Source organism: Paracoccaceae bacterium, from assembly GCA_019454225.1.
Taxonomy (GTDB): Bacteria; Pseudomonadota; Alphaproteobacteria; order Rhodobacterales; family Rhodobacteraceae.
Genome location: CP075370.1, coordinates 2663761 through 2690391, shown reverse-complemented (window position 1 = coordinate 2690391; position 26631 = coordinate 2663761). Strand labels below are relative to the sequence as shown.

The following is a 26631-nucleotide window of genomic DNA, read 5'->3' as shown; positions in this document are numbered from 1 at the left end:
AGGAGGCAGGCCCATGTCCTTCGATCCCCGGACGCTTGGCTATGACGACCGCGGCCTGATTCCCTGCATCGCGCAGGACCATGCCACGGGCGAGGTGCTGATGATGGCCTGGATGAACGCCGAAAGCCTGTCGCGCACGATCGAGACGGGGCGCGTGACCTATTGGTCGCGGTCGCGGTCGGCGTTCTGGGTGAAGGGGGAAAGCTCGGGCCATGTGCAGCGCCTGGTCGAGCTGCGCATCGACTGCGACAGGGACTGCCTGCTGGTGCTGGTGGACCAGACCGGCCCGGCCTGCCACACCAACCGCCGGTCCTGTTTCTATACCGCGCTGCGCGACGGCGGCGAGGTCGAGATCATGGCGCCGCTATAGGCCGACCATGGCCCGGATATCGGCCGGCGCCGCACCCTCGGCGCGGTATCGCGCGATGGCGCGGGCGTCGTCGCGCTTGGCAAGCCGCTTGCCCCGATCGTCGCGGATCAGCCGGTGGTGGTGGTAGACGGGCGTCGGCAGGCCCAGCAGGTGCTGAAGGATCACCTGGATCGGCGTGAAGGCGAAAAGGTCCTCGCCCCTGACGACATGGCTGATGCCCTGGTCGGCATCGTCGAAGGCCGAGGCCAGGAAATAGGCCACGATATCCTCGCCCTTGCGCGACAGGACGACATCGCCGATCTCGGCCAGCGCGGTCTCCGGCCGCACCTGGTGGGACCCTGCAAAGCGCGGGCCGGTTTCGGCATGGCCCAGATCGGCCCCCGCCAGCATGCGCAGCGCCGCCGCCAGGTCCAGCCGCAGCGCGTCGCCGGGCAGGCGGCTGTCGATGCCGCGGCCCCGGCAGGTGCCGGGATAGACGTTGTGCGCAACGCCCTCCTGCGGGGCCGACAGGGCCGCACGGATGTCGGAACGGGTGCAGGAACAGGGATACAGAAGCCCCCGGTCGACCAGCGGCTGCAACCGCGCGGTGTAGCCGGGAATGTGGTCGGACTGGCGGTGGACGGGTCCGTCCCAGGTCAGGCCCAGCCAGGCCAGATCCTCGATGATCCCGGCCTCGAATTCGGGGCGGCATCGGTCGAGGTCGGTATCCTCCATCCGCAGCAGGAACCGTCCGCCCGCGGCCCGGGCCATGTCATGCGCCAGCATCGCGGAATAGGCGTGGCCAAGATGCAGCGGCCCGGTGGGCGAGGGCGCGAAGCGGGTTACGAAAGCCATTCCGCGAAGGCCGCCTTGGCGCGGTCGGTATAGGCCTTGTAGCGGTCCTTGCGGCCCTTGCGGCCCCCCCTGGCGTCGATCGGGGGAAACAGGCCGAAGTTCACGTTCATCGGCTGGAAGGTTCTGGCATCGGCGCCGCCGGTGATGTGGGTCACCAGCGCCCCCATGGCGGTTTCCGGCGGCGGTGGCGGCAGGTCGCGGCCAAGGATCGCCGCGGCCGCCATGCGCCCCGCCAGCAGCCCCATGGCGGCGCTTTCGACATAGCCCTCGACCCCGGTGATCTGTCCCGCGAAGCGGATGTTCGGCCGCGACTTCAGGCGCATGCGGTCATCCAGCAGCGTGGGCGAGTTGATGAAGGTATTGCGGTGGATCCCGCCAAGGCGGGCAAAGCTGGCATCCTGAAGGCCGGGAATGCGCCTGAAAACATCAACTTGCGCGCCGTGCTTCATCTTGGTCTGGAAGCCCACGATGTTGTAGAGCGTGCCCAGCGCATTGTCGCGGCGAAGCTGGACCACGGCATAGGGCTTTGCCGGACTGTGCGGGTTCGTCAGCCCGACGGGCTTCATCGGTCCGAACCGCAGCGTCTCGCGGCCGCGTTCGGCCATCACCTCGATCGGCAGGCAGCCATCGAAATATCCGGCGGTCTCGCCGTCGTGGAAGGTCGTCTTGTCGGCGGCCAGAAGCGCGTCGATGAAGGCGTCGTATTGCGCGCGGTCCATCGGGCAGTTGATGTAGGCCGTCTGTTCCTCGACCGTCTCGCCCTTGTCATAGCGCGATTGCCGCCAGGCCACGGACATGTCGACGCTTTCGGCATAGACGATCGGGGCGATGGCATCGAAGAAGGCCAGATGCTCGGCCCCGGTGGCGGCACGGATGCTCTGGGCCAGCGCCCCGCTGGTCAGCGGGCCGGTCGCGACGATCCAATGGCCGTCTGAGGGAAGCTCTGCAACCTCCTCATCCACAACGGTAATCAGGAAATGCGCGCGCAGTTTCGCGGTGACGGCCGCCGCAAAGGGATCGCGGTCAACCGCCAGCGCGCCACCTGCGGGCAGGCGATGCGCGCGGGCGGTCTGGATGATCAGGCCGCCGGCCCGGTCCATTTCCCAATGCAGCAGACCCACGGCATTGCGTTCGTCGTCGTCCGACCGGAACGAGTTGGAACAGACCATCTCGGCCAGGTCGCCGGTGCGGTGGGCAAAGGTGCCGGTGCGGGGGCGCATCTCGTGCAGGATGACGGGCACGCCCATGCCGGCCGCCTGCCAGGCCGCCTCGGACCCCGCCATGCCGCCGCCGATGATGTGCAGGGGTTCGGTCATGGCCGCGGTCCTGCGGCCTGCGCGGCGGCGAAAAGCGCGCCGCGTTCCCGCGCGGCCAGTGCCGCAGGGTCCGATGTGTCACGGCCCAGGGCCGCCGCCGCGTCGAAGAAGCCGCGCGCGGGCAGGCCGCCCGACAGGCGCCCGGCCATCAGCGCGGCACGCAGCGGCCGCCCGGCGGCCGCATCCTCGCGCATCAGGGTTTCGAGCGCCGCGGTGAGCACTGCCATCGGAACTTGAAGTTCGCGCGCCATCTGTCCGTACAGCATGGTTTTTCCGTCACACGCCATCTGCTGCAGCAGGGATTCCAGCCGGTCCCTCACGCCTCGCCCTGTTCGGCCACGCGGGCGACCGAGACAACCTCTTCCTCGGGGCCCACGTTGAACACGCGCACCCCGCCGGCCGAACGGGACCGGAAGCTGACCTGCTCCACCGGAACCCGGATCGACTGGCCGGTCGAGGTGGCCAGCATGATCTGGTCGGTCATCTCGACCGGGAACGAGGCGACGATCCGCCCGCCACGCGGCCCGGGCGAGATCGCCTTGACCCCCATCCCGCCGCGGCCGCGCACCGGGTAGTCGTGGCTGGATGAAAGCTTGCCCGAACCGCCCGCCGTGACGGTCAGGATCAGGTCCTCGGCCGCCGACATCTCGACATAGCGTTCGGGGCTGAGCTGGCCTGCGGCAACGGTTTCCTCTTCGTCATCCGACTCGTCCTCGGTGACGCCGGCCATCAGCCGGCGCTGCTTCAGATAGGCCTCGCGGGTGGCGGGATCGGCCTCGAAATGGCGGATGATGGCCATCGAGACCACGCGGTCGCCATCGGCCAGCCGGATGCCGCGCACGCCGGTGCTGCCGCGTGACTTGAACACCCGGATCTCGGTGGTGGGGAAGCGGATGGCGCGGCCCCCGGCGGTGACCAGCATCACGTCGTCATCCTCGTCGGCGATGGCCGCGTTCACCAGCGTCACGCCCTCGGGCAGGTTCATCGCGATCTTGCCGTTGCGCTTGACGTTGGTGAAGTCGGACAGGTCGTTCTGCCGCACGTCGCCGTCCGAGGTGGCAAAGACGATCTGCAGCGCGTCCCATTCGGCCTCGGGCACGTCGACGGGCATCAGGGCGGCGATCGTGACGCCGGCCTGGATCGGCAGGATGTTGACGATCGCCTTGCCCCGGGCGGTGCGCCCGGCCAGCGGCAGGCGCCAGGTCTTGAGCTTGTAGACCATGCCGTCGGTCGTGAAGAACAGCAGCCAGGTATGTGTATTCGCGACGAAAAGCGTCGTCACCACATCGTCTTCCTTGGTCTGCATCGAGGCCAGTCCCTTGCCCCCGCGGTTCTGGGCGCGGAATTCGGCAAGGGGGGTGCGCTTGATGTAGCCGCCCGAGGTGATGGTCACGACCATGTCCTCGCGCTCGATCAGATCCTCGTCCTCGAGGTCGCCGCCCCATTCGGTGATCTCGGTGCGGCGCGGCACGGCGAACAGCGATTTCACCTCGGCCAGTTCGTTCGAGATGATCGCGAGAATCCGTTCACGGCTGGCAAGAATGGCCAGGAAGTCCTTGATCCGGCTTGCGAGTTCGGCAAGCTCGTCCGTCACTTCCTTGACCCCGAGCGCGGTCAGCCGCTGCAGGCGCAGATCGAGAATCGCGCGGGCCTGGGCCTCGGACAGGTTGTAGGTGCCATCGTCGTTGATCGTGTGCGAGGGGTCGTCGATCAGGCGGATGTAGTCGGCGATGTCCCGCGCGGGCCAGCGGCGGGTCATCAGCCGTTCGCGCGCCTCGGCCGCGTCGGCGCTGGCGCGGATGGTGCGCACCACCTCGTCCACGTTCGACACCGCCACGGCCAGACCGCAGAGGATATGGCTGCGCTCGCGCGCCTTGCGCAGTTCGAACGCGGTGCGGCGCGATACGACATCCTCGCGGAAGGCGATGAAATGCGTGAGGAAATCGCGCAACGCCAGTTGTTCGGGGCGGCCGCCGTTCAGGGCCAGCATGTTGCAGCCGAACGAGACCTGCATCGGCGTGAAGCGCCAGAGCTGGTTCAGAACCACATCGGGCGTGGCGTCGCGCTTGAGTTCGATCACCACGCGCACGCCGATGCGGTCGGATTCGTCCGCAACATGGCTGATTCCCTCGATCTTCTTCTCGCGCACACATTCGGCGATGCGTTCGACCATGGTGGACTTGTTCACCTGATAGGGAATCTCGTCCACGATGATGGCGAAGCGGTCCTTGCGGATTTCCTCGACATGCGTCTTCGCGCGGATGATCACCGATCCGCGCCCCTCGAGATAGGCCTTGCGCGCGCCGGAGCGGCCGAGGATCAGGCCGCCGGTGGGGAAATCGGGGGCGGGGACGATCTCCATCAGTGCCTCGGACGACAGGTCCGGGTTGGCGATGAGGGCGAGCGTCGCGTCGATCACCTCGCCCAGGTTGTGGGGCGGGATGTTCGTGGCCATGCCGACGGCGATGCCGCCGGCACCGTTGACCAGCATGTTGGGAAAGCGGGCGGGCAGGACGGTCGGTTCGCGGTCCTTGCCGTCGTAGTTGTCCTGAAAGTCGACCGTGTCCTTGTCGATATCGGCCAGCAGGAACCCGGCGGGCTTGTCCATCCGCACTTCGGTATAGCGCATGGCAGCCGGGTTGTCGCCGTCCATCGAGCCGAAATTCCCTTGTCCGTCAAGGAGTTTCAGCGACATGCTGAACGGCTGCGCCATCCGCACGAGGGCGTCGTAGATCGCGGAATCGCCGTGGGGGTGATACTTGCCCATGACATCGCCGACGGGGCGGGCGGACTTGCGGTAGGGCTTGTCGTGGGTGTTGCCGGTTTCGTGCATTGCGTAAAGAATGCGCCGGTGCACAGGTTTCAGGCCGTCGCGCAGGTCGGGGATGGCGCGGCTGACGATGACGGACATGGCATAGTCGAGATAGGCGGTGCGCATCTCGGCGGCGATGTCTACCTGCGGACCGGCATGCGGCATTCGCGGGGTTTCTTCTTTTTCGTCAGTGTCTTCCGGGGTGTCGCTCATGTGATGCGCGAGCCTTGTGCTGGGGCGCCAGATCGTGTTGCCCGGGTTATAGACCATACCGGATATGGGGGCAATGCGCGCGGTCCGCGCCTTGTGTCAGCCACCGGTGATGAGTGACAACATGTTGTTATTGTTGAAAATAAAATCGTTTGGCGCATCATCGGAAACCAGGGGCCAACACAGGAGCAAGGAATGCCCGCGACCGAGACCGAACTGATGCTGAAGGGATATGGCCTGACGACGGCCGAACTGTTTTACCGGATGCCCGATTATCGTAATGTTCTCAATACCTTCGTCTGGCAGGACTATGATCTGGCGCCGGACTATCCGAAGCTGTTCGGCTTCATCGAGTTCTGGCAGGAACGCATCGAGGGGCCGCTGCATTCGATCCGTTTCACGCATCGCAAGCTGATCGCGCCGGGCGAGTGGCGCAACGTCAAGGGCGAATTCCGGCTTCACTGACGAAAGGTTAACGGTCTGGCCCGCGTATGGCAGGCGTCTGGCCTGCGTCTGGCGCGGTCAGGCGGCGGCGCGCAGGATCATGCCGAACAGGTCGCGCGGGTCGTCGGGGTCGGCGATCATGTCGAGCTGCTGGCAGAGCCCGGTTTCCGCCAGCTTGCCATGGACGTAGCGCAGCGCCGCGAAATCCTCGATGGCGAAGCCCACGCTGTCGAACAGCGTGACCTCGGCCGCGCCGCGGCGCCCGGGCGCGCTGCCTGCGATGACCTGCCAAAGCTCGGTGACCGGGTGGTCCGGGGCAAGCTGCTGGATCTCGCCCTCGATCCGGGTCTGCGGCGGGTACTCGACGAAGATGGAGGACCGCATCAGGATGTCGCGGTGCAGTTCGGTCTTGCCCGGACAGTCGCCGCCGACGCCGTTGATGTGGACGCCCGCGCCGACCATGTTGTCGGTCAGGATGGTGGCGTTGGACTTGTCGGCGGTGCAGGTGGTGATGACCTGCGCCCCCAGCATCGCCTCTTGCGCGGTGGTGCAGGGCACCACGGCGAGCCCGCGCCCGGCAAGATTGCGGGCGCATTTGGCGGTGGCGGCCGGGTCGATGTCGTAGAGCCGCACCTCGGTGATGCCGCAGATCGCCTTGAAGGCGAGGGCCTGGAATTCGGCCTGCGCGCCGTTGCCGATCATCGCCATGGTGGTGGCGCCCGCCGGGGCGAGCCAGCGGGCCGCCATCGCCGAGGTGGCGGCGGTGCGCAGGGCGGTGAGGATGGTCATTTCCGACAGCAGCACCGGATAGCCCGTCTCGACATCGGCCAGCAGGCCGAAGGCCGTCACCGTCTGAAGCCCGCGCTTCATGTTGCCGGGGTGGCCGTTGACATACTTGAAGCCATAGGTCTGCCCGTCGGACGTGGGCATGAGTTCGATCACCCCGACGTCCGAATGCGAGGCGACGCGCGGCGTCTTGTCGAACAGCGGCCAGCGGCGGAAATCGGCCTCGATCTCGGCGGCGAGGTCGGTCATCACCCGTTCGATGCCCAGCCGCAGGACCAGCCGCATCATGTGGTCGACGCTGACGAAGGGCACGAGGTTCAGCGCCATGTCACTTGCTCCGTGTGGGGCGGTCGAACACCTTGCGGCCCATCAGGCTGCCGACAAGATCGACCATCAGTTTCGCGGTCATGCCGCGGTCATCGAGGAACGGGTTCAGTTCCACCAGGTCCAGCGAGGTGACGAGGCCGGATTCGTGGAGAAGTTCCATCACCAGATGCGCCTCGCGGAAGGTGGTGCCGCCGGGCACGGTGGTGCCCACGGCGGGGGCGATGGCCGGGTCGAGGAAATCGACGTCGAGCGACACATGCAGGTTGCCGCCCGCCCTGTGCACCTGGTCGAGAAAGGCGCGCAGCGGCGCGACGATGCCAAGCTCGTCAAGCCTGCGCATGTCGACGGGGGTGATGTTGTGGGCCAGCAGCGCCGCATGTTCGGCCGGATCGACCGAGCGGATGCCGAACAGGCAGATCCGGTCGGCCGGGACGGGGGCGGGGAAGGGCGGGAAGGCATCGAACCCGTCGCGCCCGGCGACATAGGCCACGGGCGTGCCGTGCAGGTTGCCGCTGGTCGATGTGAGCGGCGTGTGGAAATCGGAATGCGCGTCGAGCCAGAGCACGAACAGCGGGCGGCCGGCGCGGGCGGCATGGGCCGCCGCCCCGGCGACCGAACCCAGCGCCAGCGAATGATCGCCCCCCATGACGATCGGCAGGCCGCCTTCGGACAGGGCGTCATCGACGCGGTCCATCAGGATTTCCGTCCAGCCCACGGTTTCGGCCAGCGCATGCACGGCCGGATTGGGGCAGTCGGCGGGGCGCAGCGCGGGCAGGCCGAGGTCGCCCCAGTCGGCCACGGCATGGCCCTGGTCGCGGATGGCGCGGTCGAGGCCCGCGACGCGGTAGGCGGCCGGGCCCATCAGGCAGCCGGGGCGCTTCTGCCCGCTGTCGATGGGGGCGCCGATGAGGATGCATCTGGCCATGGAAAGCTCCTTTTGCCGGGATGATGTGACCGTCTTGCGGAGGATCATAGCAGCGTTATTGTCGATACGGTCAGGGGATTGTCCGGAACGGCGGGGGAAATGACCATGCTGGACGATGTGGATCAGCGTCTGGTTGCCGAACTGCGGCGCGACGGCCGCGCCGCGCTGTCCGATCTGGCGGACCGGCTGGGGATGAGCCGGGCGACGGTGCGGGCACGGATGGAGCGGCTGGTGGCGCGCGGCGAGATCGCCGGGTTCACCGTGGTCACCCGGGGCGACGCGGGCACCGCGCCGGTGCGGGCGCTGATGCTGATCGGGATCGAGGGACGGGGGGCCGAGCGGATCATGGCGCGGCTGGCGGGGTTTCCGCAGGTGCTGGCGGTGCATTCGACCAACGGACGCTGGGACCTGATCGCGGAACTGGGGGCGCAGACGCTGGCGGAGCTGGACGAGGTGATCTTTCGCATCCGCGAGGTCGAGGGCGTGATGACCAGCGAGACCAACCTGCTGCTGTCCACCCGGCGGGCGGGGCGCCGGTAGGGGGCGGGCGGCGGGTTCACCGTTTCGTCAGGCTGCCGCGGCATCGGCGCGCAGGGCGTGGCGGGCGGGCGCGGGATGGCCTAGGATCGGCACCACAGGTGGGGGAACGGCATGATCGTCGAGCTTGGGCATTTCGCGTTGGTCCTGGCGCTGTGCGTCGCGCTGGTGCAGTCGGTCATGCCGCTGGTCGGCGCGGCGCGGGGCTGGACCGGGTGGATGGCGGCGGGCGAGACGGCGGCCACGGTGCAGGTGCTGCTGGTCGGCTTTGCCTTTGCGGCGCTGACCTGGGCCTTCGTCACCTCGGATTTCAGCCTGGCGCTGGTGGTGGCGAATTCGCACACGCTGAAGCCGATGATCTACAAGATCTCGGGCGTCTGGGGGAACCACGAGGGGTCGCTGCTGCTGTGGGTGCTGATCCTGGCGCTGTTCGGGGCCTGCGCTGTGTGGTTCGGGGGCAACCTGCCCGACCGGCTGCGCGCGCGGGTGATCGCGGTGCAGGGGATGATCGGGGTGGCGTTCCTGCTGTTCATGCTGCTGACCTCGAACCCGTTCCTGCGGCTGGCCGATCCGCCGTTCGACGGGCGCGACCTGAACCCGCTGCTGCAGGACCCGGGCCTCGCGTTCCATCCGCCGTTCCTGTACCTCGGCTATGTCGGCCTGAGCATGGCGTTTTCCTTTGCGGTGGCGGCGCTGATCGAGGGGCGCGTGGATGCGGCCTGGGGGCGCTGGGTGCGGCCCTGGACGCTGGCGGCCTGGATCTTCCTCACCATCGGGATCGCGCTGGGGTCGTGGTGGGCCTATTACGAACTGGGCTGGGGCGGGTTCTGGTTCTGGGACCCGGTCGAGAACGCCAGCTTCATGCCCTGGCTGCTGGCGGCGGCCCTGCTGCATTCGGCGATCGTGGTGGAAAAGCGGGAAAGCCTGAAGGCCTGGACGATCCTTCTGGCGATCATGGCCTTCGGGTTCAGCCTGATCGGCACGTTCATCGTGCGGTCGGGCGTGATCACCTCGGTCCATGCATTTGCCAACGACCCCGAGCGCGGCGTGTTCATCCTGCTGATCCTGGGGGTGTTCCTGGGGGGCGCGCTGGTGCTGTTCGCGGCGCGGGCGGGGGCGATGGAGGCAAAGGGCGTGTTCTCGCCGGTCAGCCGCGAGGGCGCGCTGGTGGCGAACAACGTGATCCTGGCGGTATCCTGCCTTGTGGTGTTCATCGGCACGATCTGGCCGCTGGTCGCCGAGATGGGCTGGGGCGCCAAGCTGAGCGTGGGTGAGCCGTTCTTCAACGCCGCGTTCTCGCCGTTCTTCGTGCTGCTGTCGGCCATCCTGCCGGTGGGGGCGATGCTGGCGTGGAAGCGGGGGACGTTCGGGCGCGGGCTGCGCCCGCTGGTCCCGGCGGCGATCCTGGCGGTGGCGGTGATGGGGCTGGCCTTTGCGATGCAGACCGGGCGTTCGGCGCTGGGCCCGGTGGGGGCACTGCTGGGGGCCTGGGTGGTGTTCGGGGCGATGGCCGACATCTGGACCCGCACCGGCCGCGAGGGCCTGGCGGCGCGGCTGGGGCGGTTGACGCGGCTGCCGCGTGCCGACTGGGGCAAGGCGGTGGCCCATGCGGGGCTTGGGATCACGGTCTTTGCCTGCGCGGCGATGAACGCCTGGGTGACCGAGGACATCCGCGTGGCGCGCGAGGGCGAGGCCTTTCCGCTGGGCCCCTATCAGGTGACGCTGGTGGATGTGCGCGCGGTCGAGGGGCCGAACTACCTGTCCACCATGGCGGTGATGGAGGTCACCCGCGACGGTCGGCCGGTGGCGACGCTGACGCCGGAAAAGCGCGTCTATCCGGTGGCGGGGATGCCCACGACCGAGGCGGCGCTGGACATCGGATTCTGGCGCGATCTGTATCTGGTGATCGGCGACCGGCAGGACGGCGGGGGCTGGGCGGTGCGCAGCTACATCAAGCCCTTTGCGAACTGGATCTGGGGCGGCGCGTTCCTGATGTCGCTGGGCGGATTGCTGAGCCTGACCGACCGGCGCTATCGCGTGGCGGCGGGGGCGCGGCGGAACACTGCGGCCGGGGTGCCCGCCGAATGAGCGGGCCGCGCGCCCGATCGGGGCGGGGCCCGGCCCGCGTGCTGGCGGCGGTTGCCGCGCTGTGGCTGATGGCGATGCCGGGCCTGGCGGTCCAGCCGGACGAGGTGCTGGACGACCCGGCGCTGGAGGCCCGTGCCCGGGCGCTGAGCAAGGGGCTGCGCTGCCTGGTCTGCCGGAACGAGAACATCGACGATTCGAATGCCGAACTGGCGCGCGACCTGCGGCTGCTGGTGCGCGAGCGGCTGGTGGAGGGCGACACGGATGCCGAGGTGCTGGCCTATCTGGTCGACCGCTATGGCGACTATGTGCTGCTGAACCCGCCGGCGCAGGGGGCAAATCTGGCGCTGTGGCTGGCGGGGCCGGTGCTGTTGCTGACGGCGGGCGGCGTGGCCTTTGCCTATCTGCGCCGCCGCCGGTCGGCGCCCGAGGACGCCGGCACGCTGACCGCCGAGGAAGAGCGCCGGATTTCCGAACTCACGCGCGAGTGACGCGGGGTTCCGCTTTTCCCGCGCCGCGGCCCGCGCCATGATCGCGCCGGGCAGGCAGGGAGAGCGCGCCATGATCTATGAAACCATCCGCAGCGAGATTTCGGCGGGGGTGGCCACCGTCACGCTGGCACGGCCGGACGTGATGAACGCGCTGTCGTCGCAGATGCGGGCGGAACTGCTGCATGCGGTGCGCGAGGCGGGCCGGGCCGCGCGGGTGCTGGTGATCACCGGAGAGGGGCGGGCGTTCTGTTCGGGGCAGGACCTGGGCGACCGCGCGCGGCTGTCCTCGGCCGATCTGGAACGCACGCTGCGCGACGAGTACGAACCCCTGCTGCGGGCGATCTGGGACTGTCCCATCCCGACGGTGTCGGCGGTGAACGGCACGGCGGCGGGGGCGGGGGCGAACCTGGCGCTGATGGCCGATGTGGTGATCGCCTGCGAGAGCGCCAGCTTCATCCAGGCCTTCACGCGCATCGGGCTGATGCCGGATGCGGGCGGCACCTGGCTGCTGCCACGGCAGATCGGGCAGGCGCGGGCGATGGGGGCGATGCTGTTCGCCGACCGCATCGCCGCCCGGCAGGCGGCCGACTGGGGGATGATCTGGGAATGCGTGCCGGATGCCGATTTCGCGGCGCATGTGGCGGGCCGGGCGGCGCATCTGGCGGCGGGGCCGACGCAGGCCTATGCGGGCATCAAGGCCGCGCTGCGCGCGACCTGGAGCAACGACCTTGAGGCGCAGCTGAACCTCGAGGCGCAGCGGCAGGGAGCCTGCGGGCAGACGCAGGATTTCAAGGAAGGCGTGATCGCGTTCCTGGAAAAGCGCCCGGCGCGGTTCGAGGGGCGGTAGGCGCGGCGTCAGACCCCCCGCGCCAGCGCCGCAACGCCGGTGCGGGCAATCTCGCGCAGGCCGAGGGGACGCATGAGTTCGGCGAAGGCGTCGATCTTCTCGGGTGTGCCCGTCATCTCGAACACGAAGCTTTCCAGCGTCGAGTCGACCACGTTCGCCCGGAAGATCTCGGCCAGGCGCAGCGCCTCGATGCGGTGGTCGCCCTTGCCCGCCACCTTGATCAGCGCCAGTTCGCGCTGCACCGCCGGACCCTCGGCGGTCAGGTCATGGACCTCGTGCACCGGCACCATGCGCGAAAGCTGCGCCTCGATCTGGTCGATCACGGCGGGGGTGCCGGAGGTGACGATGGTGATCCGCGAGCGATGCCCGGTGTGGTCGGTCTCGGCCACGGTCAGGCTGTCGATGTTGTAGCCGCGCCCCGAGAACAGGCCGATCACCCGCGCCAGGACCCCCGGTTCGTTGTCGACCAGAACGGCCAGCGTATGCGTCTCGATCACCTCGGCGTTCGGGTCGCGCAGGTCGTAGGCGGAGTGGCTGGAGGCGCCCTTGCGGATGTTCAGCGGAGACATGGGTCGGTTTTCCTTTGCCTTGGGGCGCTGGCGCCCCGTAAGATCACGCGCGGTTCGTTGCAAGCCGCAAGTGGAGGTTTCGGTAATGTTTCAGCGCCTGTTCGCAGCCATCCTGACCCTGGCCCTGTCTGCCGCCGTGGCCCCGGCACAGGTGTCGGTCTACACGCAGGGCGGCGTCAAGGTGATGTCGAATGCCCAGCTTGGCCCGAACCAGCGCAGCGGATTCGGCCGGTTCAAGAGCCGTGCGCGGGAATTCCATGGCGCCTTCTACATCTCGACCGGATCGGATGACGCAAGCTGGTGGGTGGACGAGCACCGGCTGGAGGATGCCAAGACCTCGGCCCGCCGCAACTGCGAGGCCTTCCAGAAGGCCAAGGGCGCGCGCTGCGTGCTCTATGCCGTGATCCTGCCCGCCGGGGCGCCCAAGGGGCAGGGCAAGGCGCTGCCCAACGTGAATGCGACGCTGTCGCGGGAACTGTCGCGGTCGATGGGCAAGGGCGGTGCGGGAAGCTGGTTCGCGGTGGCGGCCGACCGGGGCGGCAACTGGGGCGTGGCCTGGGGTCACAAGACCCGCGACGCGGCGCGCAAGGACGCGCTGCTGACCTGCAACAAGCGGCTGGCCAGCAAGAACTACCGCGAACAGATGGCGCCCGCCGCCTTCAACGAGGCGCTGTCTGCCGGCAGGTTCGACTGCAAGCTGGTCCGGGAGTGGCAGCGCTAGATCGGCGCGCATCGGCGTTCATCCTGCTGTGTTGCGTGCCCCGCCGCCTGCGGGGCCGCCGTGGCCGAGCCTGACCAGTCCGCGATTGCAGTCCGCCAACAGGCGGGACCCTTGGGGGCGACGGTGCCCCCCGGAGGCGCCTATACCAGCACCGCGCCCTTGGCGCCGATCACCCCTTGGGTATCGGCATCGCCCAGCAGCATCTCGTTGTGCGGCTTGCCCGAGGGGATCATCGGGAAGCAGTTCTCGTGCTTTTCCACGAGGCAGTCGAAGATCACCGGGCCGTCATAGGCCAGCATCTCGCGGATCGCGTCGTCGAGGTCCTTCGGGTCGGAACACTTGATGCCCTTGCAGCCGAAAGCCTCTGCCAGCTTCACGAAATCGGGCAGCGATTCGCTCCACGAATGCGAATAGCGCTCGCCGTGCAGCAGTTCCTGCCACTGGCGCACCATGCCCAGGCGTTCGTTGTTCAGGATGAACTGCTTGACGGGCGCGCGGAACTGAACGGCCGTTCCCATCTCCTGCATGTTCATCAGCCACGATGCCTCGCCCGCCACGTTGATCACCAGCGCCTCGGGGTGGGCGATCTGCACGCCGATGCTGGCGGGCAGGCCATAGCCCATGGTGCCGAGGCCGCCGGAGGTCATCCACCGGTTCGGGCCTTCGAAGTGCAGGAACTGCGCGGCCCACATCTGGTGCTGGCCGACCTCGGTGGTGATGTAGCGGTCCATGCCCCGGGTCAGCGCCTCGAGCCGTTCGAGCGCGTATTGCGGCTTGATCGTCGTTTCGCTGGGCCTGTAGGTCAGGCACTTGACCGCGCGCCATTCGCCGATCTTCGTCCACCACTGCGCCAGGGCCGTCCTGTTCACCTTGCGGCCGCGCGCCTTCCAGATGCGCAGCGCATCCTCGAGCACATGGGCCACGTCGCCGACAATGCCGACGTCGGTGCGGATGACCTTGTTGATCGACGAGGGGTCGATGTCGATGTGGACCTTGGCGGAGCCCGGGCTGAAATCCTTGATGCGGCCGGTGATGCGGTCGTCGAAGCGTGCGCCGATATTGATCATCAGGTCGCAGCCATGCATCGCCAGATTGGCCTCGTAGAGCCCGTGCATCCCCAGCATGCCGATCCAGTGCTTGCCGCTGGCCGGATAGGCGCCGAGGCCCATCAGGGTGGAGGTGATCGGGAAACCCGTCGCCTCGACGAATTCGCGCAGGAGCTGGCTGGCCGCCGGGCCCGAGTTGATGACGCCGCCGCCGGTGTAGAACACCGGGCGTTCGGCGGTCTCGATCATCTCGACCATGCGGCTGATGGCGTCGATGTCGCCCTTGACCCGGGGCTGGTAATGCGCGGTGCGCGCCTTCTGCGGCGGGGTGTAGGGGGCGGTGGCGAACTGCACGTCCTTGGGAATGTCCACCAGGACCGGGCCGGGGCGGCCGTGGGTGGCGACATGGAAGGCCTGGTGGATGACGTCGGACAGTTTCGCGGTGTCCTTCACCAGCCAGTTCATCTTGGTGCAGGGGCGGGTGATGCCGACGGTATCGGCCTCCTGGAACCCGTCGGTGCCGATCATGAAGGTGGGAACCTGGCCGGTCAGCACGACCAGCGGGATCGAATCCATCAGCGCATCGACAAGGCCGGTCACGGCATTGGTGGCGCCGGGTCCGGATGTGACCAGCACGACGCCGGGCTTGCCGGTGGAACGGGCATAGCCCTCGGCCATGTGGACGGCGCCCTGTTCGTGGCGCACAAGGATGTGGCGGATGTCGTTCTGCTGGAAGATCTCGTCATAGATCGGCAGGACAGCGCCGCCGGGATAGCCGAACACGGTATCCACGCCCTGATCCTTGAGCGCCTGCACGACCATCCGCGCGCCCGTCATCGCCTTCGTCATCTTCCGTTCCTTCCGCGATCCGTCTGTCCTGCGATCCGTCCGTCTGCGCCCGTGGCGCGACCCTCATGTCAACGAAACGCCCCCGGGCGGGTCCGACCGGGGGCGCATGGGAACCGTGATGGTCAAACCGTCACCGGCCCATGCGCGCAATCCCTACGATGACAAGAAGTACGGCCATCCGCCTTCGCCCCTTCGCTGACGGTCGGCACCATAGGCGGGGTGCGTGGGGCCGTCAATGGGCCGAAAGCCGGTGTTTCGTGTGTTCATGTCGCATGAGCCCCGAATTTCGGAAGAAAGTTGCGTCCAAGGGGCCTTTCAGGCCGATTCCGCAAAGCCTTCTGCGGCAAGGGCCCCCGTGATGGCGCAGATATCGGCCAGAATCGCCTGCGGCGGGGTGTCGGGGAAGGCGTCGGCGAGGGTTGCGGCAATCGCGGCCGGGGCGATGCCGCCCGGGGTTTCGGCGATCAGCGTCCAGACCGCCTGCGCCACGGGGTTCAGCCGCCACAGGCGCATGTCGCCCGCGCGCCACAGGAAGGCGCCGCCATCGCGCCGCCGCAGCACGCAGCCGGCCACCGCCGCCACCGGGGTGCCGGGCGCCAGGGGCGCGGCGGCGGGAATGTCGTCGGTGGCGGGCAGGGGGGCGGCCGGATCGGGCTGCGCGCCTTCCGCGAAGGCCGCGACGAGCAGGGCCGCCGCATCGTCGAGATCGGCGTAGACCAGCGTCATCGCGGGCAGGCCCGCCGTCATCCGGTCGGCGCGGGCAAAGGCATCCTCGGCCGAGGCGAAGCAGGACAGCGATTGCGACAGCATCAGGTGCAGCGCCTCGGCCCGGTCCATGCGGTGCAGGCGCGCGGGTGTGCCGGGCGCGCCGCGATGCAGGCGGATCAGCGCGCCGGGTGCCAGGCGCGTGCCGTGGGGCACGAGGTTCGGGGGCGACAGATAGGCGTAGCGGTCGTCGGCGACCGCCGTATGGCGTGCCAGGTGGCCGGCAAGAACCGGCCCCGCCCCGGGGGGCAGCGGCAGGCGCAGGCGCGGCGGGATGCCCAGCGCGATGGCGCGCCCGTGGGCATCGAGCGGCAGGACATCGTCGCAGACGGTGCGTGCGCCGGGTTCGGCGGACAGCCGGGCGACCAGCGTGCTCTTGCCCGCCTTGTGCCGCCCCGTCAGCAGGATCAGGCAGCCGCCGATCTCGACGGCGCCGCAGTGCAGGCCGATGCCGCCGGGCAGGGCGTCGCAGAAACCCATCGCCAGATCCGCCACCACGGCGCAGACCGCCGAGGCGGCGGGCAAGCCGGTCAGCGGCGGATCGAGGTCGCGGGCGGCGTGGACATAGTGGCCGGGCGTGCCGGGGTCGGGCAGGGTGGCGCAGAGCGGGCGCGGCGCGGTGCCGCCCCAGGGCGCGGGCGTCCAGCCCGACAGGCAGCGCGCCAGGGCCTGCGCCATGGCATCGGACGGGCTGGGCAGGACGACGGGCGCCGCCACGCCGGGAAACCGCAGGTGGCGCAGGTCGGGCGCGGGGCGACCGGGGGCGGGGCGCCCCCGGTGCCCGCGCACCGCTGTCGCGGTGCGGGGCCGCATCTCAGAACCCGAGGCGGCGCAGCATCCGCATCAGGTCGGCCTCGGCCGAACCGCCGCCGCGACGGCCGGGACGCGAGGCCCCCGAACGCCCGGTGCGGCCACGGCTGGGACGCGAACGGCTGGGGCCCGAACGGCTGGGGCCCGAACGGCTGGGGCCCGAACGGCTGGCACCCGACCCGCCCCGGCCGCGCCCCGACCCGCCCGATGCCCCCGATGCGCCCGAGGCATGTGCCGCGTTGAAGCCCACCATGGCCGGGGCCACATAGGCCGCCCCCGCCGCCAGCCCCAGACGCCGCAGCATGGCGCGGCGGCTGATGGCCTTTGTCTCGGTCTTTCCGGTCATGTCATTCTCCTTTCCGATGTGCGCCGCCGGGTGATCGGCGACACAGGGGAAACGAGGATGTCGGGCTTTTCTTCCCGGCTGCCCGGAAATATGACGGATCCGTGAAGGTTCGTGACCCCGGCGCCGGTCTGTCAGGCCACCGCCATGCCCGCCACATAGACGGCATAGAGCATCAGAAAGCCGATGCCGGCGATGCGCGGCATGCCGCCCGAGAAGCGCAGGATGGCGACCAGCAGGACAGAGACCGCCAGCATCACCGGCACGTCGACCGACAGGAACCGCGCCTCGGCGCCGAACGGGGCGATGACGGCGGTTGCACCAAGGATCGCCAGCACGTTGAACACGTTCGAGCCGATGACATTGCCCAGCGCGATCTCGCGCTGGCCCTTCAGGGCGGCGGCAACCGAGGTGGCGAGTTCGGGCAGCGAGGTGCCGATGGCGACGATGGTCAGGCCGATGACCGCCTCGGACACGCCGAAGGCGCGGGCAATCTCGGTTGCGCTGTTGACCATCAGGTTGGCGCCGACCATCAGCGCGACGAGACCGGCCAGCACCATCACCGTGGCGCGCAGGGCGGGCATGACGACAACGTCGGCCGTGTGGTCCGCCGTGCCGACGCGCATCAGCGCCATGCCCAGGTAGGCCGCGATGCCAGCCAGCAGGATCACGCCCTCGACCCGGCCGACCTGCCCGTCCCAGAGGATCGGGAGCAGTGCGAAGGACGCGGCCAGCATCCAGACGATATCGCGCCGCAGTTCGGTGAAGGACGCAACCAGCGGCCCGATGGCGGCCGAGAGCCCGAGGATCAGCAGGATGTTTGCCAGGTTCGATCCGACCACGTTGCCGAGCGCGATGCCGCCCGCGCCCGCCAGCGCGGCCTGCACGGACACCAGGAGTTCGGGGGTCGAGGTGCCGAAGCCGACGATGGTGAGCCCGATCACCAGCGGCGGCACGCGGAAGCGCAGCGCGATCGCCGAGGCGCCCTTCACCAGCCAGTCACCACCGAAGAACAGAAGACAAAGGCCGAGGACGAACAAGAGATAGGTCAAGGCAAACTCCGGTCTGCGGCTGGCGGCGGCACAGCCCTGCGCCAGATGGCGCCTCGGCTGGCCGGGCGAAAGGGGTCGGGCGAACTATTTTTCGTAGTGGACGGCGGCGGCCTTGTTTCCGTCAGGGTCGCGGACATAGGCGGCAAAGAAGCCCGGGCCATAGTGCGGCCGCAGGCCCGGGGCGCCTTCGCTGGTGCCGCCGCAGTCCATCGCGGCCGCATGGAAGGCCTCGACCGCCGCGCGGTCGGGGGCCAGGAAACTGACCATCGTGCCGTTTCCGGGGGCTGCCGCGCGACCGTCGAAGGGGCGCGTGACCCACAGATGCGGGCCGGGATCGCCGGTGCCCCAGGCCGAGGAGGTCTGGTCGTCATATCCGTCGATCCGCCGGTGCCCCAGCGGTGCCAGCACGGCATCCCAGAACGTCCGGGCCCGGTCGATGTCATCGGTCCCGATGCAGACATAGCTGAACATGCGCGTCCCCCCTGTCGCGGCCATCAGCGGCCGGTGCCTTGGAGCACGCCATGTTCCAGCGCGTAGCGCGTCAGGCCCGCCGTCGAGGCGATGCCCAGCTTGCGCTTGATGTTCTTCCGGTGCGTCTCGACCGTGCGGACGCTGATGTCCAGCGCCAGCGCCACCTCCTTGTTGGACCGGCCCTGCGCCAGTTCCAGCAGGATCGTCTGTTCCCGCGAGGTGAGCGGTTCGCGTCCGCCGACATCGCGCGGGGCCAGGCAGGCCGAGGCCCCGGTGCACAGATAGCGTTCGCCGCGCATGACGGCGTCGATCGCGGTCTTGACCTCTTCCGTCGGCACGTCCTTGAGCACATAGCCCATCGCGCCGTGCGACAGGGCGGTCGAGACATATTCGGGGCTGTCGTGCATGCTGAGGATCAGGATGCGCGTGTCGGGGCGGCGTTCGAGGATCATCTCGGTGGCGGTCAGCCCGTTGACCTGCGGCATGTTCAGGTCGAGCAGCATCACGTCGGGGTCGAGATCGACGACGCGGTCGATGGCCTCGCGTCCGTTGGCCAGGGTGCCCGCCACCTCGATGTCGTCATAGGTTTCCAGAATGCGGCGCATGCCCTGGGCCACCATCGGGTGATCGTCCACGATCACCACGCGCGTGCGGTCGATGTTCATGCCACCCCTCCCGATGCCCCGGTCTGCGCCGATCCGGTGGGGGGCAGCATGTGCGACAGCGGCACCTGCGCCTCGATCACCGTTCCGCCTGCCGATGACAGGATGCGCAGGGTGCCGTCAAGCCGTTCGACGCGCTCGGCCATGTTGCGCAGGCCAAGGCCGGTGCCCTCGCGCCCGCCCTGCGGCATGCCGCGGCCGTTGTCCTGGATGCGAAGGACCGCGCCGGTCTTGGTGCCGCGCACCAGCATCTGCACGCGGGTGGCGCCGGAATGGCGTTCGACATTGGTCAGCGCCTCCTGCGCGATGCGGTAGAGGGCGATCTTGGCCTCGCTGTCCAGACGGTTGCGGAAGGGGACGGTCTCGAACACCACCTCGATTCCGGTGCGCCGTCCGAATTCCTCGGACAGGGCCTGGATGGCCGGGCCGAGGCCGAGGTCGTCGAGCACGCCCGGCCGCAGGTCGCGGCTGATGCGCCGCACCTCGCGCATGGCGCCGCCCAGGGCATCGATGCCCTCGTTCAGGCTGTCGCCCGCCCGCGCATCGCCCGAGGAAAAGCGGCGGCGCGCCAGTTCCAGCGTGTAGCGGACACCGACGAGAAGCTGGCTGATCGAATCGTGCAGTTCGCGGGCGACGCGGCCGCGCTCTTCCTCCTGTGTCTCGAAGATGCGCTGGGTCAGGGCCTTGAGCTTGGCATCAGCCAGCCGCCGTTCGCGGATGTTGATGACAAGGCCCGACAGGAACACCAGCAGCACCGCGGCCGCGGTGATCAGGCCGATATAGATGAAGGTGCGCGTCACCCGCGCCTCGGATTCCGCGCGGGCGGCGGCGACCGAGGCCAGCACGTCGTCGACGAACACGCCGGTGCCGACCACCCAGCGCCAGTCCTGAAGGCCGATCACGGCGGCGATCATCTGCGCCTCGCGCCCGGACGAGGGCTTGGGCCAGACATATTCGTGATAGCCCGCCCCCTGGCGCGCCAGCCGGATCAGGACATCCACGACCGGGGTGCCCTGGCTGTCGGTCAGCCCGGCCCAGTTCCGCTCGATCAGCCAGGTCTGGCGGGGCGACACGATGTTCCGGCCGTCATAGTCATAGACGAAGAAGAACCCCTCGGTGCCGTAGGTCATGGCGGCGAGGATCTGGGCCACGCGGGTCTTGGCGGCCTCGTCATGGGGCAGGGCGTTGCCATAGATCGGACCGAAGGCGGTGCGGGCGATGTGCAGGTAGTTGCGCAGTTCGGCCCGCTTGGCGGCGAGAAGCTGCGCTTCGAGCCCGGCAATCTCGCGTTCCGAGACCTCGCGCGCCTCGCGCGTCACCAGAACGGCGAGAAGGGCCATCGACAGGACAAGCGGCAGGGTCGCCAGCAGGAACAGCTTCTGGCCATAGGACAGCCGCGTCTTGGTCCTTTCGCCGTCCTGCATCGCCCTGCATCCCCGACCGGCGCAGGATGCGGCGCGGCCCGCCATCCGTCAACGGGGCGCAGAATGGGGCGGCTGCTCCGTAGTCGTGGGTATTCCCCTGCCGCGCTCCTGCCGTTACGGTCCGGCCACTTCATAAGAACGGCCCGCGCGAAGGCCGGGCCCAACATGTCAACCGGGAGGACACCATCCGATGGATCGCCGTTCATTTCTGAAGAAGGCCACCGTGGGGGGCGCCACAGCCGCCGCCGCCTCGACGCTTGCCGCCCCCATGTATGCGCAGGGCAACCGCACCCTGACGCTGGTCACCACCTGGGGCCGGGGTCTGGCCGGGGTGCATGACAGCGCGCAGCGCAGCGCCGACATGATCACGGCGCTGACGGATGGCCAGCTGACGGTCGACCTGAAGGCGGCGGGCGAACTTGTGGGCGCCTTCGAGGTGTTCGACGCGGTCACCAGCGGCCAGGCCGACATGTACCACGGTGCCGACTACTATTTCGTCGGCCAGCATCCGGGCTATGCGTTCTTCACCGCCGTGCCGATGGGCATGACCGCGCAGGAACTGTCGAACTGGTACTATCAGGACGGCGGCATGGCGCTGCATGACGAGCTTGGCCAGATCTTCGGGCTGAAGTCGTTCCTGGCGGGCAACACCGGGGCGCAGGGCGGCGGCTGGTTCCGCAACGAGATCAACTCGGCGGCGGATTTCAACGGGCTGAAGTTCCGGATGCCGGGCCTTGGCGGGCGTGCGCTGGGCAAGATGGGGGCCTCGGTCCAGAACATCCCGGGCGGCGAGATCTATCAGGCGCTGTCCTCGGGCGCGCTGGACGGCACCGAATGGATCGGGGCCTGGGCCGACGAGAAGATGGGCTTCCAGGAAATCACCAAGATCTACTACACCGCCGGTTTCCACGAACCGGGCGCGGGCCTGAGCCTGGCCTTCAACCGCGATGTGTTCGAAAGCTTCACCCCCGCGCAGCAGAAGATCTGCGAGATCGTCGCGGGCGAGGGGCACCAGTGGAACCTGTCGCAGTTCCTGGCCAACAACGGCGCGGCGCTTGCCCGCCTGCAGTCGGCGGGCGTGAAGGTGCTGAGCTTCCCCGATGACGTGTGGGATGCCTTCGGCAAGGCCACGGACGAGGTGCATGCCGAATACATGGGCGACGAACTGTACAAGAAGATCTACGACAGCGCGATGGCCTCGATGAAGTCGTCCTCGGCCTGGCTGAAGCTGACCGACGGCGCCTACACCGCGCAGCGCGACCGCGTTCTGGGCGGCTGATCCGGCGATCCGCGTGACATGACACCCCCGGCCCAGTGGCCGGGGGTTTTCCGGCGCATGGGCGTCATCGGTGTCGGGCAGGGGAATACGCCATGATCGACGGGATTCTTTGGGTCCTCCAGAGTATCGGGCTGGCCTTCGTCAATTTCTTCCGCGCGGTGACGCAGCCGTCGCTGTGGCTCGACTGGTCGAACATGCAGTCGGTGGGGCGGGTGATCTATTACGGCGCCTCGGTCGAGTTCTTCTTTGTTGTCCTGACGTTCTTCCTGGTTCTGACGCTTTGCGGCCTGATCTGGAACGGTTTCCTGTGGCGGCTGGTGCGGGGGCTGGAGTTCTTTGCCAACGGCATCGGCCGGTTCTTTGCCTGGGCCGGGTTCCTGATGGTGCTGCAGCAGATCATCATCATCTTCCTGCAGCGGATCTTTCGCGTCTCGTCCATCGAGTTCGGCCCCTTTGCGCCGTTCGGCTATCCGGTCATCCCGGGCCCCGTTCTGCTGCGGTTCGACCTGTCCTGGTGGTCGGAGGAACTGAAGCTCTATAACGCGATGGTCGTCTGCCTTTGCGTCACCTACACCTTCGTTCAGTCGGGCCATGTGCGGGTCGACCTGCTGTATGCGGGCGCCCGGTTCCGCACGAAGAAGGTCATCGACATGCTGGGTGCGCTGTTCTTCATGATCCCGGCGGCGGTGCTGACCTGGCTTTATGCCTGGTTCTTCCTGTGGCGCAGCCTTGTCACGCCCAAGGTTTCCGCCTCGGAATCGATCGAGCAGATCATGCGCAAGGCCAATGTGATGAAGTGGAACGTCGAGACCATCGGGTTCTCGCCCAACGGGTTCAACGCCTACTTCCTGTTCAAGGTGCTGATGGTGTCCTACTGCCTGCTCGTGTTCCTGCATGCCTGGGCATTCTTCTGGCGCAGCTGGCTCGAATGGCGCGAGGGCCCGGCGAGCGACGGCAAGCATCTCGACCGCGACAGCATACCCGACGCCACCATCAAGCCGACGCACTGAGGGGACACGCACCATGCCTTTCGGACTGGACGGGATCGAGGTCGGTCTCATCATCGTGTTCCTCTGCCTGTTCGCGGGAATCGTTTCGGGTTTTCCCGTGGCCTTTGCGATCGGCGGTGCGGGCGTCATCAGCTTCGGGATCATCGCCTCGCTGGACAGCGCGGGGCTGCTGATCCACCAGGCCATCGACACCTCGTCGCAGGGCTATCGCGACCTGATCGCGGCGGGCATCCCGACCATCGACATCACCACCTTCCGATATCCCGACCTGCCGCGCGTCGAGCAGGCGATATTCCCTGGCGGCTGGGAACAGGCGATGGACCGCAACCTGTCGTTCATCGTGAACCGGATGAACGAGCGGGTGATCGCGGGGCAGTCGATCGAGACGCTGCTGGCCGTCCTGATGTTCGTGATGATGGGCATCACGCTGGAGCGGTCACGCATCGCCAACGACCTGCTGACGACCATGGCACGGGTCTTCGGGCCGCTGCCCGGGGGGCTTGCGGTTTCGGTTGTGGTGGTGGGGGCGTTCCTGGCGGCGTCGACGGGCATCGTCGGTGCCACCGTAGTGACGATGGGCCTGCTGTCGCTGCCGACGATGCTGCGCGCGGGCTATTCGCCGCAGCTTGCGACCGGGGTGATCGCCGCCAGCGGGACGCTGGGGCAGATCATTCCGCCGTCGATCGTGATCGTGCTGCTGGGCACCATGGCGGGCGACCTTTACGCCGCCGGGCAGGAAACCCGGGCGCAGGCGGCAGGCTGCACCGATGCGCTGACCTATCTGGGCAAGGCAGCGGTGATTTCCGTTGGCACCCTGTTCCAGGCGGCCATCCTGCCGGGCATCCTGCTGGCGGTGCTCTACGCCGCCTATGCCTTCGGTTTTGCGCTGCTGAATCCTGCGAAGGCGCCTGCGGTGCAACTGGCGTCGGGCGCGCGTGGCGAGGTCATCACGCGGCGCGAGGCGACGCTTTGGTTCCTTGGCGTGCCGGTGGCGCTGATCGGCGGATTGCTCATCGCGATGCAGGTGAACCTGGTGGGCAGCCAGAACCTGACGGTCGACAGTTTTTCCGATGCGGGCCAGACGGCCGAACTGCGCACCAACGTGCCCGAACGCTGCAAGGCCAGCATGATCGCGCTGCACGGGCAGGAAAAATGGGACCGCGCCGTCGCGCAGCAGGAGGCCATCAATACGGCGGGCGGCGTGGCGCAGGCGCGGGCGCTGACCCCCGAGGAACGGACGGCGGCGCAGGCCGAACGGCTGGCGTCGCGCGCACCGGTCGGCACCGGGGTCGCCACGCTGGTGCTGCTGCTGGCGCTGGTGCTGACCACGGCGCGCGGCGTCGCCCCGTCGGGCGATCATCGCCCGCTCTGGATCGGTCTGGCCGGGTTGGGCGTGGCGCTTCTGGCCGATGTCGCGCTGATCGCCCCGAGCGCCTCGCCCGGGTTCACCTGGGTGGTGCTGGCGGCGCCTTTGGCGGTGGCGCTGTGGGGCTGCTGGCATGCGGTGGGCATGCTGGGGCGGAACGACCTGATCCGCGTGGTGTTCCCGCCGCTGGTGCTGATCGTGGCGGTGCTGGGGTCGATCCTCGGCGGCATCACCAACCCGACCCCGGCGGCGGCGCTGGGTGCGGGCGGCGCGATGCTGCTGGCGGCCTATCGCCGGTTGCAGGACGAGGGTCGGTCGGGTGCCGTGGTGGTGATGACGGCGTTCGCGCTGGTCATCATGCTGCTGGTCGGCATCAATTTTGACCTTCGGGTGCAACTGGATGGCACGACCACCGAACAGTGGGTCGCCTGGGGCGTCGCCGTTGCCGCCTACAGCGCGATGATGGCGGGCATTCTGTATGCCTGCTGGGTCCTTCTGCGCGCCAGGATCCTGCCGTCCGTGGTGCGCGAGACGGCCAAGGTGACCTCGATGGTGTTCACCATCCTGATCGGATCGCAGATCCTGAACCTTGTGCTGATCTCGTTCGGCGGCGAGCACTACATCCAGTCGTTCCTGCGCAGCTATGACAGCGAGCTGACGGTGTTCCTGATCGTCATGCTGGTGCTGTTCATCCTGGGCTTCGTGCTCGATTTCCTCGAGATCATCTATATCGTCGTGCCGATCGTGGGGCCCGTGATCTATGGCGGCACCTTCGATCCGTCCTGGGTGACGATCATGATCACGGTGAACCTGCAGACCTCGTTCCTGACGCCGCCGTTCGGGTTCGCGCTGTTCTACCTGCGGGGGGTGGCGCCGAAGGAGGTGACGACGGCCCATATCTATCAGGGCGTGATTCCCTTCGTGGTGATCCAGGTGGTCGCGCTGGTGCTGCTTTACCTGTTCCCCGAGGTGGTCACGATCGTGCCGCGCCTGCTGGGCTGACCGGTGCGCCCCTGTCCGGGGCGCGCGCCGGTTCGATCAGGTCCCAGCGGTTGCCGAACGGGTCGCGCCAGACCGCGACGCGGCCATAGGGTTCGTCGCGCGGCGGCTCTTCCCAGACGGCGCCTGCGGCAGTGAGGCGCGCCGCTTCCGCCGCGAAATCGTCGGTCTCCAGAAACAGGAACACCCGGCCACCGGCCTGGTTTCCCACGGCGGCGGCCTGCTGCGCCGTCTCGGCGCGCGCCAGCAACAGGGCTGCGCCACCTCCGCCCGGAGGTGCCACGCGCACCCAGCGCTTGTGGCCCTGGTCGATGTCGTCCAGAAGGTCGAACCCCAGGCCCCGGACGAAGAACGCGATGGCCTCGTCATAGTCGGGCACCACCAGTGCGATGGTGGCCACCGCCGTCATTTGCCGTCGCGGGGGACCGGATCGCGGGCGGGGCGGCCGTCGGGCAGGCTGATGCGCGCGACCTGTTCCGCGATCGGATCGACCGACAGCGGGTGCAGTTCGGTGCGGTGGCGCGAGGGGTCGCCGATGTCCTGCCAGCGCCCGCCCTTGTAGATCTCCAGCGCGTCGAACGCGGCCTTGTAGCCCATCTTGCGGCTGCCGGGCACCCAGTAGCCCAGATAGACATAGGGCAGGCCCGCCTCGCGCGCGATGTCGACATGATCGAGGATCAGCTGGGTGCCAAGGCTGCGCGACGTCATGTCGGGATCGTAGAAGGAATAGACCATGCTGAGCCCGTCGTCGAACACGTCGGTCAGGCACACCGCGGTCAGCACCCGCGCGCCCTGTTCGCCGGTCGCATCCGGATCGGGGATGCGGGTATATTCGATCACGCGGCTGCGGATCGGCGTTTCCTCGATCATCGCGGCGAACTCGAAGATGTCCATGTCGGCCATGCCCCCGGTGGCATGGCGCGCGTCGAGATAGCGCCGGAACAGCGCAAACTGGTCCTCGGTCGCCCAGGGGCTGGTGGCATTGCGCCGCAGATCCGCGTTGCGCCGGAGGATCCGGCGCTGGGTGCGGTTGGGCTGGAAGTCGGCCACCCGGATGCGGGCCGACAGACAGGCCGAACATTCCGCACAGGACGGCCGGTAGAGCACGTTCTGGCTGCGCCTGAAGCCCTGCTTGGACAGGGTGTCGTTCAGCTTCTGCGCGTGTTCGCCCTGGAGTGCGGTAAACAGCTTCCGCTCCATCCGCCCGTCGAGATAGGGGCAGGGCTGGGGGGCCGTCACATAGAACTGCGGGGCGAGCGGAAGGGTGTGGCGCATCAGGGG

General features: G+C 68.4%; 26 protein-coding genes. 10 read left to right on the top strand and 16 right to left on the bottom strand.

Annotated features, from left to right (window positions below; all coding sequences use genetic code 11):
- The first annotated feature begins 13 nt into the window (after positions 1-13).
- The gene (gene hisI, locus KF887_12715; GenBank protein QYK40287.1) at positions 14-370 is read left to right on the top strand and encodes a phosphoribosyl-AMP cyclohydrolase; all 357 of its coding nucleotides are present in this window, start codon (positions 14-16) and stop codon (positions 368-370) included.
- On the opposite strand, the gene gluQRS is transcribed toward hisI, so the two are convergent.
- From gluQRS to gyrA, 4 genes are all read right to left on the bottom strand, one after another.
- The gene (gene gluQRS / locus KF887_12710; GenBank protein QYK40286.1) at positions 365-1204 is read right to left on the bottom strand and encodes a tRNA glutamyl-Q(34) synthetase GluQRS; all 840 of its coding nucleotides are present in this window, start codon (positions 1202-1204) and stop codon (positions 365-367) included. The two genes, hisI and gluQRS, sit on opposite strands and share 6 nt — an antisense overlap.
- Positions 1192-2520, bottom strand: coding sequence for a methylenetetrahydrofolate--tRNA-(uracil(54)-C(5))-methyltransferase (FADH(2)-oxidizing) TrmFO (gene trmFO, locus KF887_12705; protein QYK40285.1), 1329 nt, complete (start codon positions 2518-2520; stop codon positions 1192-1194). Before trmFO ends, gluQRS begins: the two co-directional genes overlap by 13 nt.
- A complete protein-coding gene (locus KF887_12700; GenBank protein ID QYK40284.1) occupies positions 2517-2747 on the bottom strand; it encodes a hypothetical protein in 231 nt (76 codons plus the stop codon). Before KF887_12700 ends, trmFO begins: the two co-directional genes overlap by 4 nt.
- Before the next feature lie 89 nt (positions 2748-2836).
- A complete protein-coding gene (gene gyrA, locus KF887_12695) occupies positions 2837-5545 on the bottom strand; it encodes a DNA gyrase subunit A (GenBank protein ID QYK40283.1) in 2709 nt (902 codons plus the stop codon).
- A gap of 192 nt (positions 5546-5737) precedes the next feature.
- Between gyrA and KF887_12690 the strand changes: the two genes are divergently transcribed.
- Positions 5738-6007, top strand: a complete 270-nt coding sequence (locus KF887_12690) for an usg protein (protein QYK40282.1) — start codon at positions 5738-5740, stop codon at positions 6005-6007.
- Between the two features lie 57 nt (positions 6008-6064).
- Here KF887_12690 and KF887_12685 read toward each other — a convergent pair whose 3' ends face one another.
- Both KF887_12685 and rocF read right to left on the bottom strand, forming a co-directional pair.
- Positions 6065-7099, bottom strand: a complete 1035-nt coding sequence (locus tag KF887_12685; protein QYK40281.1) for an ornithine cyclodeaminase — start codon at positions 7097-7099, stop codon at positions 6065-6067.
- A gap of 1 nt (position 7100) precedes the next feature.
- On the bottom strand, positions 7101-8024 hold the full coding sequence (rocF, locus tag KF887_12680; GenBank protein ID QYK40280.1) for an arginase: 924 nt from the start codon (positions 8022-8024) through the stop codon (positions 7101-7103).
- A 108-nt stretch (positions 8025-8132) separates the two neighbouring features.
- Here rocF and KF887_12675 point away from each other — a divergent pair, with 108 nt between their 5' ends.
- The 4 genes from KF887_12675 to KF887_12660 all read left to right on the top strand — a co-directional run bounded on the left by KF887_12675 (position 8133) and on the right by KF887_12660 (position 11984).
- The gene (locus KF887_12675) at positions 8133-8564 is read left to right on the top strand and encodes an Lrp/AsnC family transcriptional regulator (GenBank protein ID QYK43567.1); all 432 of its coding nucleotides are present in this window, start codon (positions 8133-8135) and stop codon (positions 8562-8564) included.
- Between the two features lie 111 nt (positions 8565-8675).
- Entirely contained in the window at positions 8676-10649 is a 1974-nt protein-coding gene (locus tag KF887_12670; GenBank protein QYK40279.1) for a heme lyase CcmF/NrfE family subunit, read from the top strand.
- 68 nt (positions 10650-10717) lie between these two features.
- On the top strand, positions 10718-11137 hold the full coding sequence (locus tag KF887_12665; GenBank protein QYK43566.1) for a cytochrome c-type biogenesis protein CcmH: 420 nt from the start codon (positions 10718-10720) through the stop codon (positions 11135-11137).
- A 70-nt stretch (positions 11138-11207) separates the two neighbouring features.
- Positions 11208-11984 carry an enoyl-CoA hydratase/isomerase family protein gene (locus KF887_12660; protein QYK40278.1) on the top strand — a complete coding sequence of 259 codons (777 nt, stop codon included), beginning with the start codon at positions 11208-11210 and terminating at the stop codon, positions 11982-11984.
- 8 nt (positions 11985-11992) lie between these two features.
- On the opposite strand, the gene ilvN is transcribed toward KF887_12660, so the two are convergent.
- Positions 11993-12553, bottom strand: a complete 561-nt coding sequence (gene ilvN / locus KF887_12655) for an acetolactate synthase small subunit (protein ID QYK40277.1) — start codon at positions 12551-12553, stop codon at positions 11993-11995.
- 85 nt (positions 12554-12638) lie between these two features.
- Here ilvN and KF887_12650 point away from each other — a divergent pair, with 85 nt between their 5' ends.
- Positions 12639-13274 (top strand): hypothetical protein, encoded by a 636-nt coding sequence (locus KF887_12650; GenBank protein ID QYK40276.1) that lies wholly within the window; start codon positions 12639-12641, stop codon positions 13272-13274.
- A gap of 140 nt (positions 13275-13414) precedes the next feature.
- On the opposite strand, the gene KF887_12645 is transcribed toward KF887_12650, so the two are convergent.
- From KF887_12645 to KF887_12615, 7 genes are all read right to left on the bottom strand, one after another.
- Positions 13415-15169 (bottom strand): acetolactate synthase 3 large subunit, encoded by a 1755-nt coding sequence (locus KF887_12645; GenBank protein ID QYK40275.1) that lies wholly within the window; start codon positions 15167-15169, stop codon positions 13415-13417.
- 315 nt (positions 15170-15484) lie between these two features.
- Positions 15485-16747 carry a PqqD family peptide modification chaperone gene (locus KF887_12640; protein QYK40274.1) on the bottom strand — a complete coding sequence of 421 codons (1263 nt, stop codon included), beginning with the start codon at positions 16745-16747 and terminating at the stop codon, positions 15485-15487.
- Between the two features lies 1 nt (position 16748).
- Positions 16749-17090, bottom strand: coding sequence for a hypothetical protein (locus tag KF887_12635; protein ID QYK40273.1), 342 nt, complete (start codon positions 17088-17090; stop codon positions 16749-16751).
- Positions 17091-17221: 131 nt separating this feature from the next.
- The gene (locus tag KF887_12630; protein QYK40272.1) at positions 17222-18139 is read right to left on the bottom strand and encodes a calcium/sodium antiporter; all 918 of its coding nucleotides are present in this window, start codon (positions 18137-18139) and stop codon (positions 17222-17224) included.
- 84 nt (positions 18140-18223) lie between these two features.
- Entirely contained in the window at positions 18224-18610 is a 387-nt protein-coding gene (locus KF887_12625) for a VOC family protein (GenBank protein ID QYK40271.1), read from the bottom strand.
- Positions 18611-18633: 23 nt separating this feature from the next.
- Positions 18634-19275 (bottom strand): response regulator transcription factor, encoded by a 642-nt coding sequence (locus KF887_12620; protein ID QYK40270.1) that lies wholly within the window; start codon positions 19273-19275, stop codon positions 18634-18636.
- Positions 19272-20696, bottom strand: coding sequence for a cache domain-containing protein (locus tag KF887_12615; protein QYK40269.1), 1425 nt, complete (start codon positions 20694-20696; stop codon positions 19272-19274). The genes KF887_12620 and KF887_12615 overlap by 4 nt, the downstream gene beginning before the upstream one ends.
- Before the next feature lie 190 nt (positions 20697-20886).
- Here KF887_12615 and KF887_12610 point away from each other — a divergent pair, with 190 nt between their 5' ends.
- The 3 genes from KF887_12610 to KF887_12600 all read left to right on the top strand — a co-directional run bounded on the left by KF887_12610 (position 20887) and on the right by KF887_12600 (position 25353).
- Positions 20887-21975 (top strand): twin-arginine translocation signal domain-containing protein, encoded by a 1089-nt coding sequence (locus KF887_12610; protein QYK40268.1) that lies wholly within the window; start codon positions 20887-20889, stop codon positions 21973-21975.
- 92 nt (positions 21976-22067) lie between these two features.
- A complete protein-coding gene (locus KF887_12605) occupies positions 22068-22985 on the top strand; it encodes a C4-dicarboxylate ABC transporter permease (protein QYK40267.1) in 918 nt (305 codons plus the stop codon).
- 13 nt (positions 22986-22998) lie between these two features.
- Positions 22999-25353, top strand: a complete 2355-nt coding sequence (locus KF887_12600) for a TRAP transporter large permease subunit (GenBank protein QYK40266.1) — start codon at positions 22999-23001, stop codon at positions 25351-25353.
- On the opposite strand, the gene KF887_12595 is transcribed toward KF887_12600, so the two are convergent.
- Both KF887_12595 and KF887_12590 read right to left on the bottom strand, forming a co-directional pair.
- Positions 25325-25759 (bottom strand): VOC family protein, encoded by a 435-nt coding sequence (locus KF887_12595; protein QYK40265.1) that lies wholly within the window; start codon positions 25757-25759, stop codon positions 25325-25327. The two genes, KF887_12600 and KF887_12595, sit on opposite strands and share 29 nt — an antisense overlap.
- Positions 25756-26625: an arginyltransferase gene (locus tag KF887_12590; GenBank protein QYK40264.1), complete on the bottom strand. Its 870-nt coding sequence runs from the start codon at positions 26623-26625 to the stop codon at positions 25756-25758. The genes KF887_12595 and KF887_12590 overlap by 4 nt, the downstream gene beginning before the upstream one ends.
- Between the last annotated feature and the right edge of the window lie 6 nt (positions 26626-26631).

Coding starts and splice junctions, on each gene's coding strand:
- gluQRS (QYK40286.1), bottom strand. CDS start 1,204: ATGGCTTTCGTAACCCGCTTCGCGCCCTCGCCCACCGGGCCGCTGCAT.
- trmFO (QYK40285.1), bottom strand. CDS start 2,520: ATGACCGAACCCCTGCACATCATCGGCGGCGGCATGGCGGGGTCCGAG.
- KF887_12625 (QYK40271.1), bottom strand. CDS start 18,610: ATGTTCAGCTATGTCTGCATCGGGACCGATGACATCGACCGGGCCCGG.
- KF887_12635 (QYK40273.1), bottom strand. CDS start 17,090: ATGACCGGAAAGACCGAGACAAAGGCCATCAGCCGCCGCGCCATGCTG.
- KF887_12650 (QYK40276.1), top strand. CDS start 12,639: ATGTTTCAGCGCCTGTTCGCAGCCATCCTGACCCTGGCCCTGTCTGCC.
- KF887_12700 (QYK40284.1), bottom strand. CDS start 2,747: ATGGCAGTGCTCACCGCGGCGCTCGAAACCCTGATGCGCGAGGATGCG.
- gyrA (QYK40283.1), bottom strand. CDS start 5,545: ATGAGCGACACCCCGGAAGACACTGACGAAAAAGAAGAAACCCCGCGA.
- KF887_12595 (QYK40265.1), bottom strand. CDS start 25,759: ATGACGGCGGTGGCCACCATCGCACTGGTGGTGCCCGACTATGACGAG.
- KF887_12615 (QYK40269.1), bottom strand. CDS start 20,696: ATGCAGGACGGCGAAAGGACCAAGACGCGGCTGTCCTATGGCCAGAAG.
- KF887_12645 (QYK40275.1), bottom strand. CDS start 15,169: ATGACGAAGGCGATGACGGGCGCGCGGATGGTCGTGCAGGCGCTCAAG.
- KF887_12620 (QYK40270.1), bottom strand. CDS start 19,275: ATGAACATCGACCGCACGCGCGTGGTGATCGTGGACGATCACCCGATG.
- KF887_12590 (QYK40264.1), bottom strand. CDS start 26,625: ATGCGCCACACCCTTCCGCTCGCCCCGCAGTTCTATGTGACGGCCCCC.
- KF887_12665 (QYK43566.1), top strand. CDS start 10,718: ATGGCGATGCCGGGCCTGGCGGTCCAGCCGGACGAGGTGCTGGACGAC.
- rocF (QYK40280.1), bottom strand. CDS start 8,024: ATGGCCAGATGCATCCTCATCGGCGCCCCCATCGACAGCGGGCAGAAG.
- KF887_12685 (QYK40281.1), bottom strand. CDS start 7,099: ATGGCGCTGAACCTCGTGCCCTTCGTCAGCGTCGACCACATGATGCGG.
- ilvN (QYK40277.1), bottom strand. CDS start 12,553: ATGTCTCCGCTGAACATCCGCAAGGGCGCCTCCAGCCACTCCGCCTAC.
- KF887_12690 (QYK40282.1), top strand. CDS start 5,738: ATGCCCGCGACCGAGACCGAACTGATGCTGAAGGGATATGGCCTGACG.
- KF887_12605 (QYK40267.1), top strand. CDS start 22,068: ATGATCGACGGGATTCTTTGGGTCCTCCAGAGTATCGGGCTGGCCTTC.
- KF887_12610 (QYK40268.1), top strand. CDS start 20,887: ATGGATCGCCGTTCATTTCTGAAGAAGGCCACCGTGGGGGGCGCCACA.
- KF887_12600 (QYK40266.1), top strand. CDS start 22,999: ATGCCTTTCGGACTGGACGGGATCGAGGTCGGTCTCATCATCGTGTTC.
- KF887_12670 (QYK40279.1), top strand. CDS start 8,676: ATGATCGTCGAGCTTGGGCATTTCGCGTTGGTCCTGGCGCTGTGCGTC.
- KF887_12660 (QYK40278.1), top strand. CDS start 11,208: ATGATCTATGAAACCATCCGCAGCGAGATTTCGGCGGGGGTGGCCACC.
- KF887_12640 (QYK40274.1), bottom strand. CDS start 16,747: ATGCGGCCCCGCACCGCGACAGCGGTGCGCGGGCACCGGGGGCGCCCC.
- hisI (QYK40287.1), top strand. CDS start 14: ATGTCCTTCGATCCCCGGACGCTTGGCTATGACGACCGCGGCCTGATT.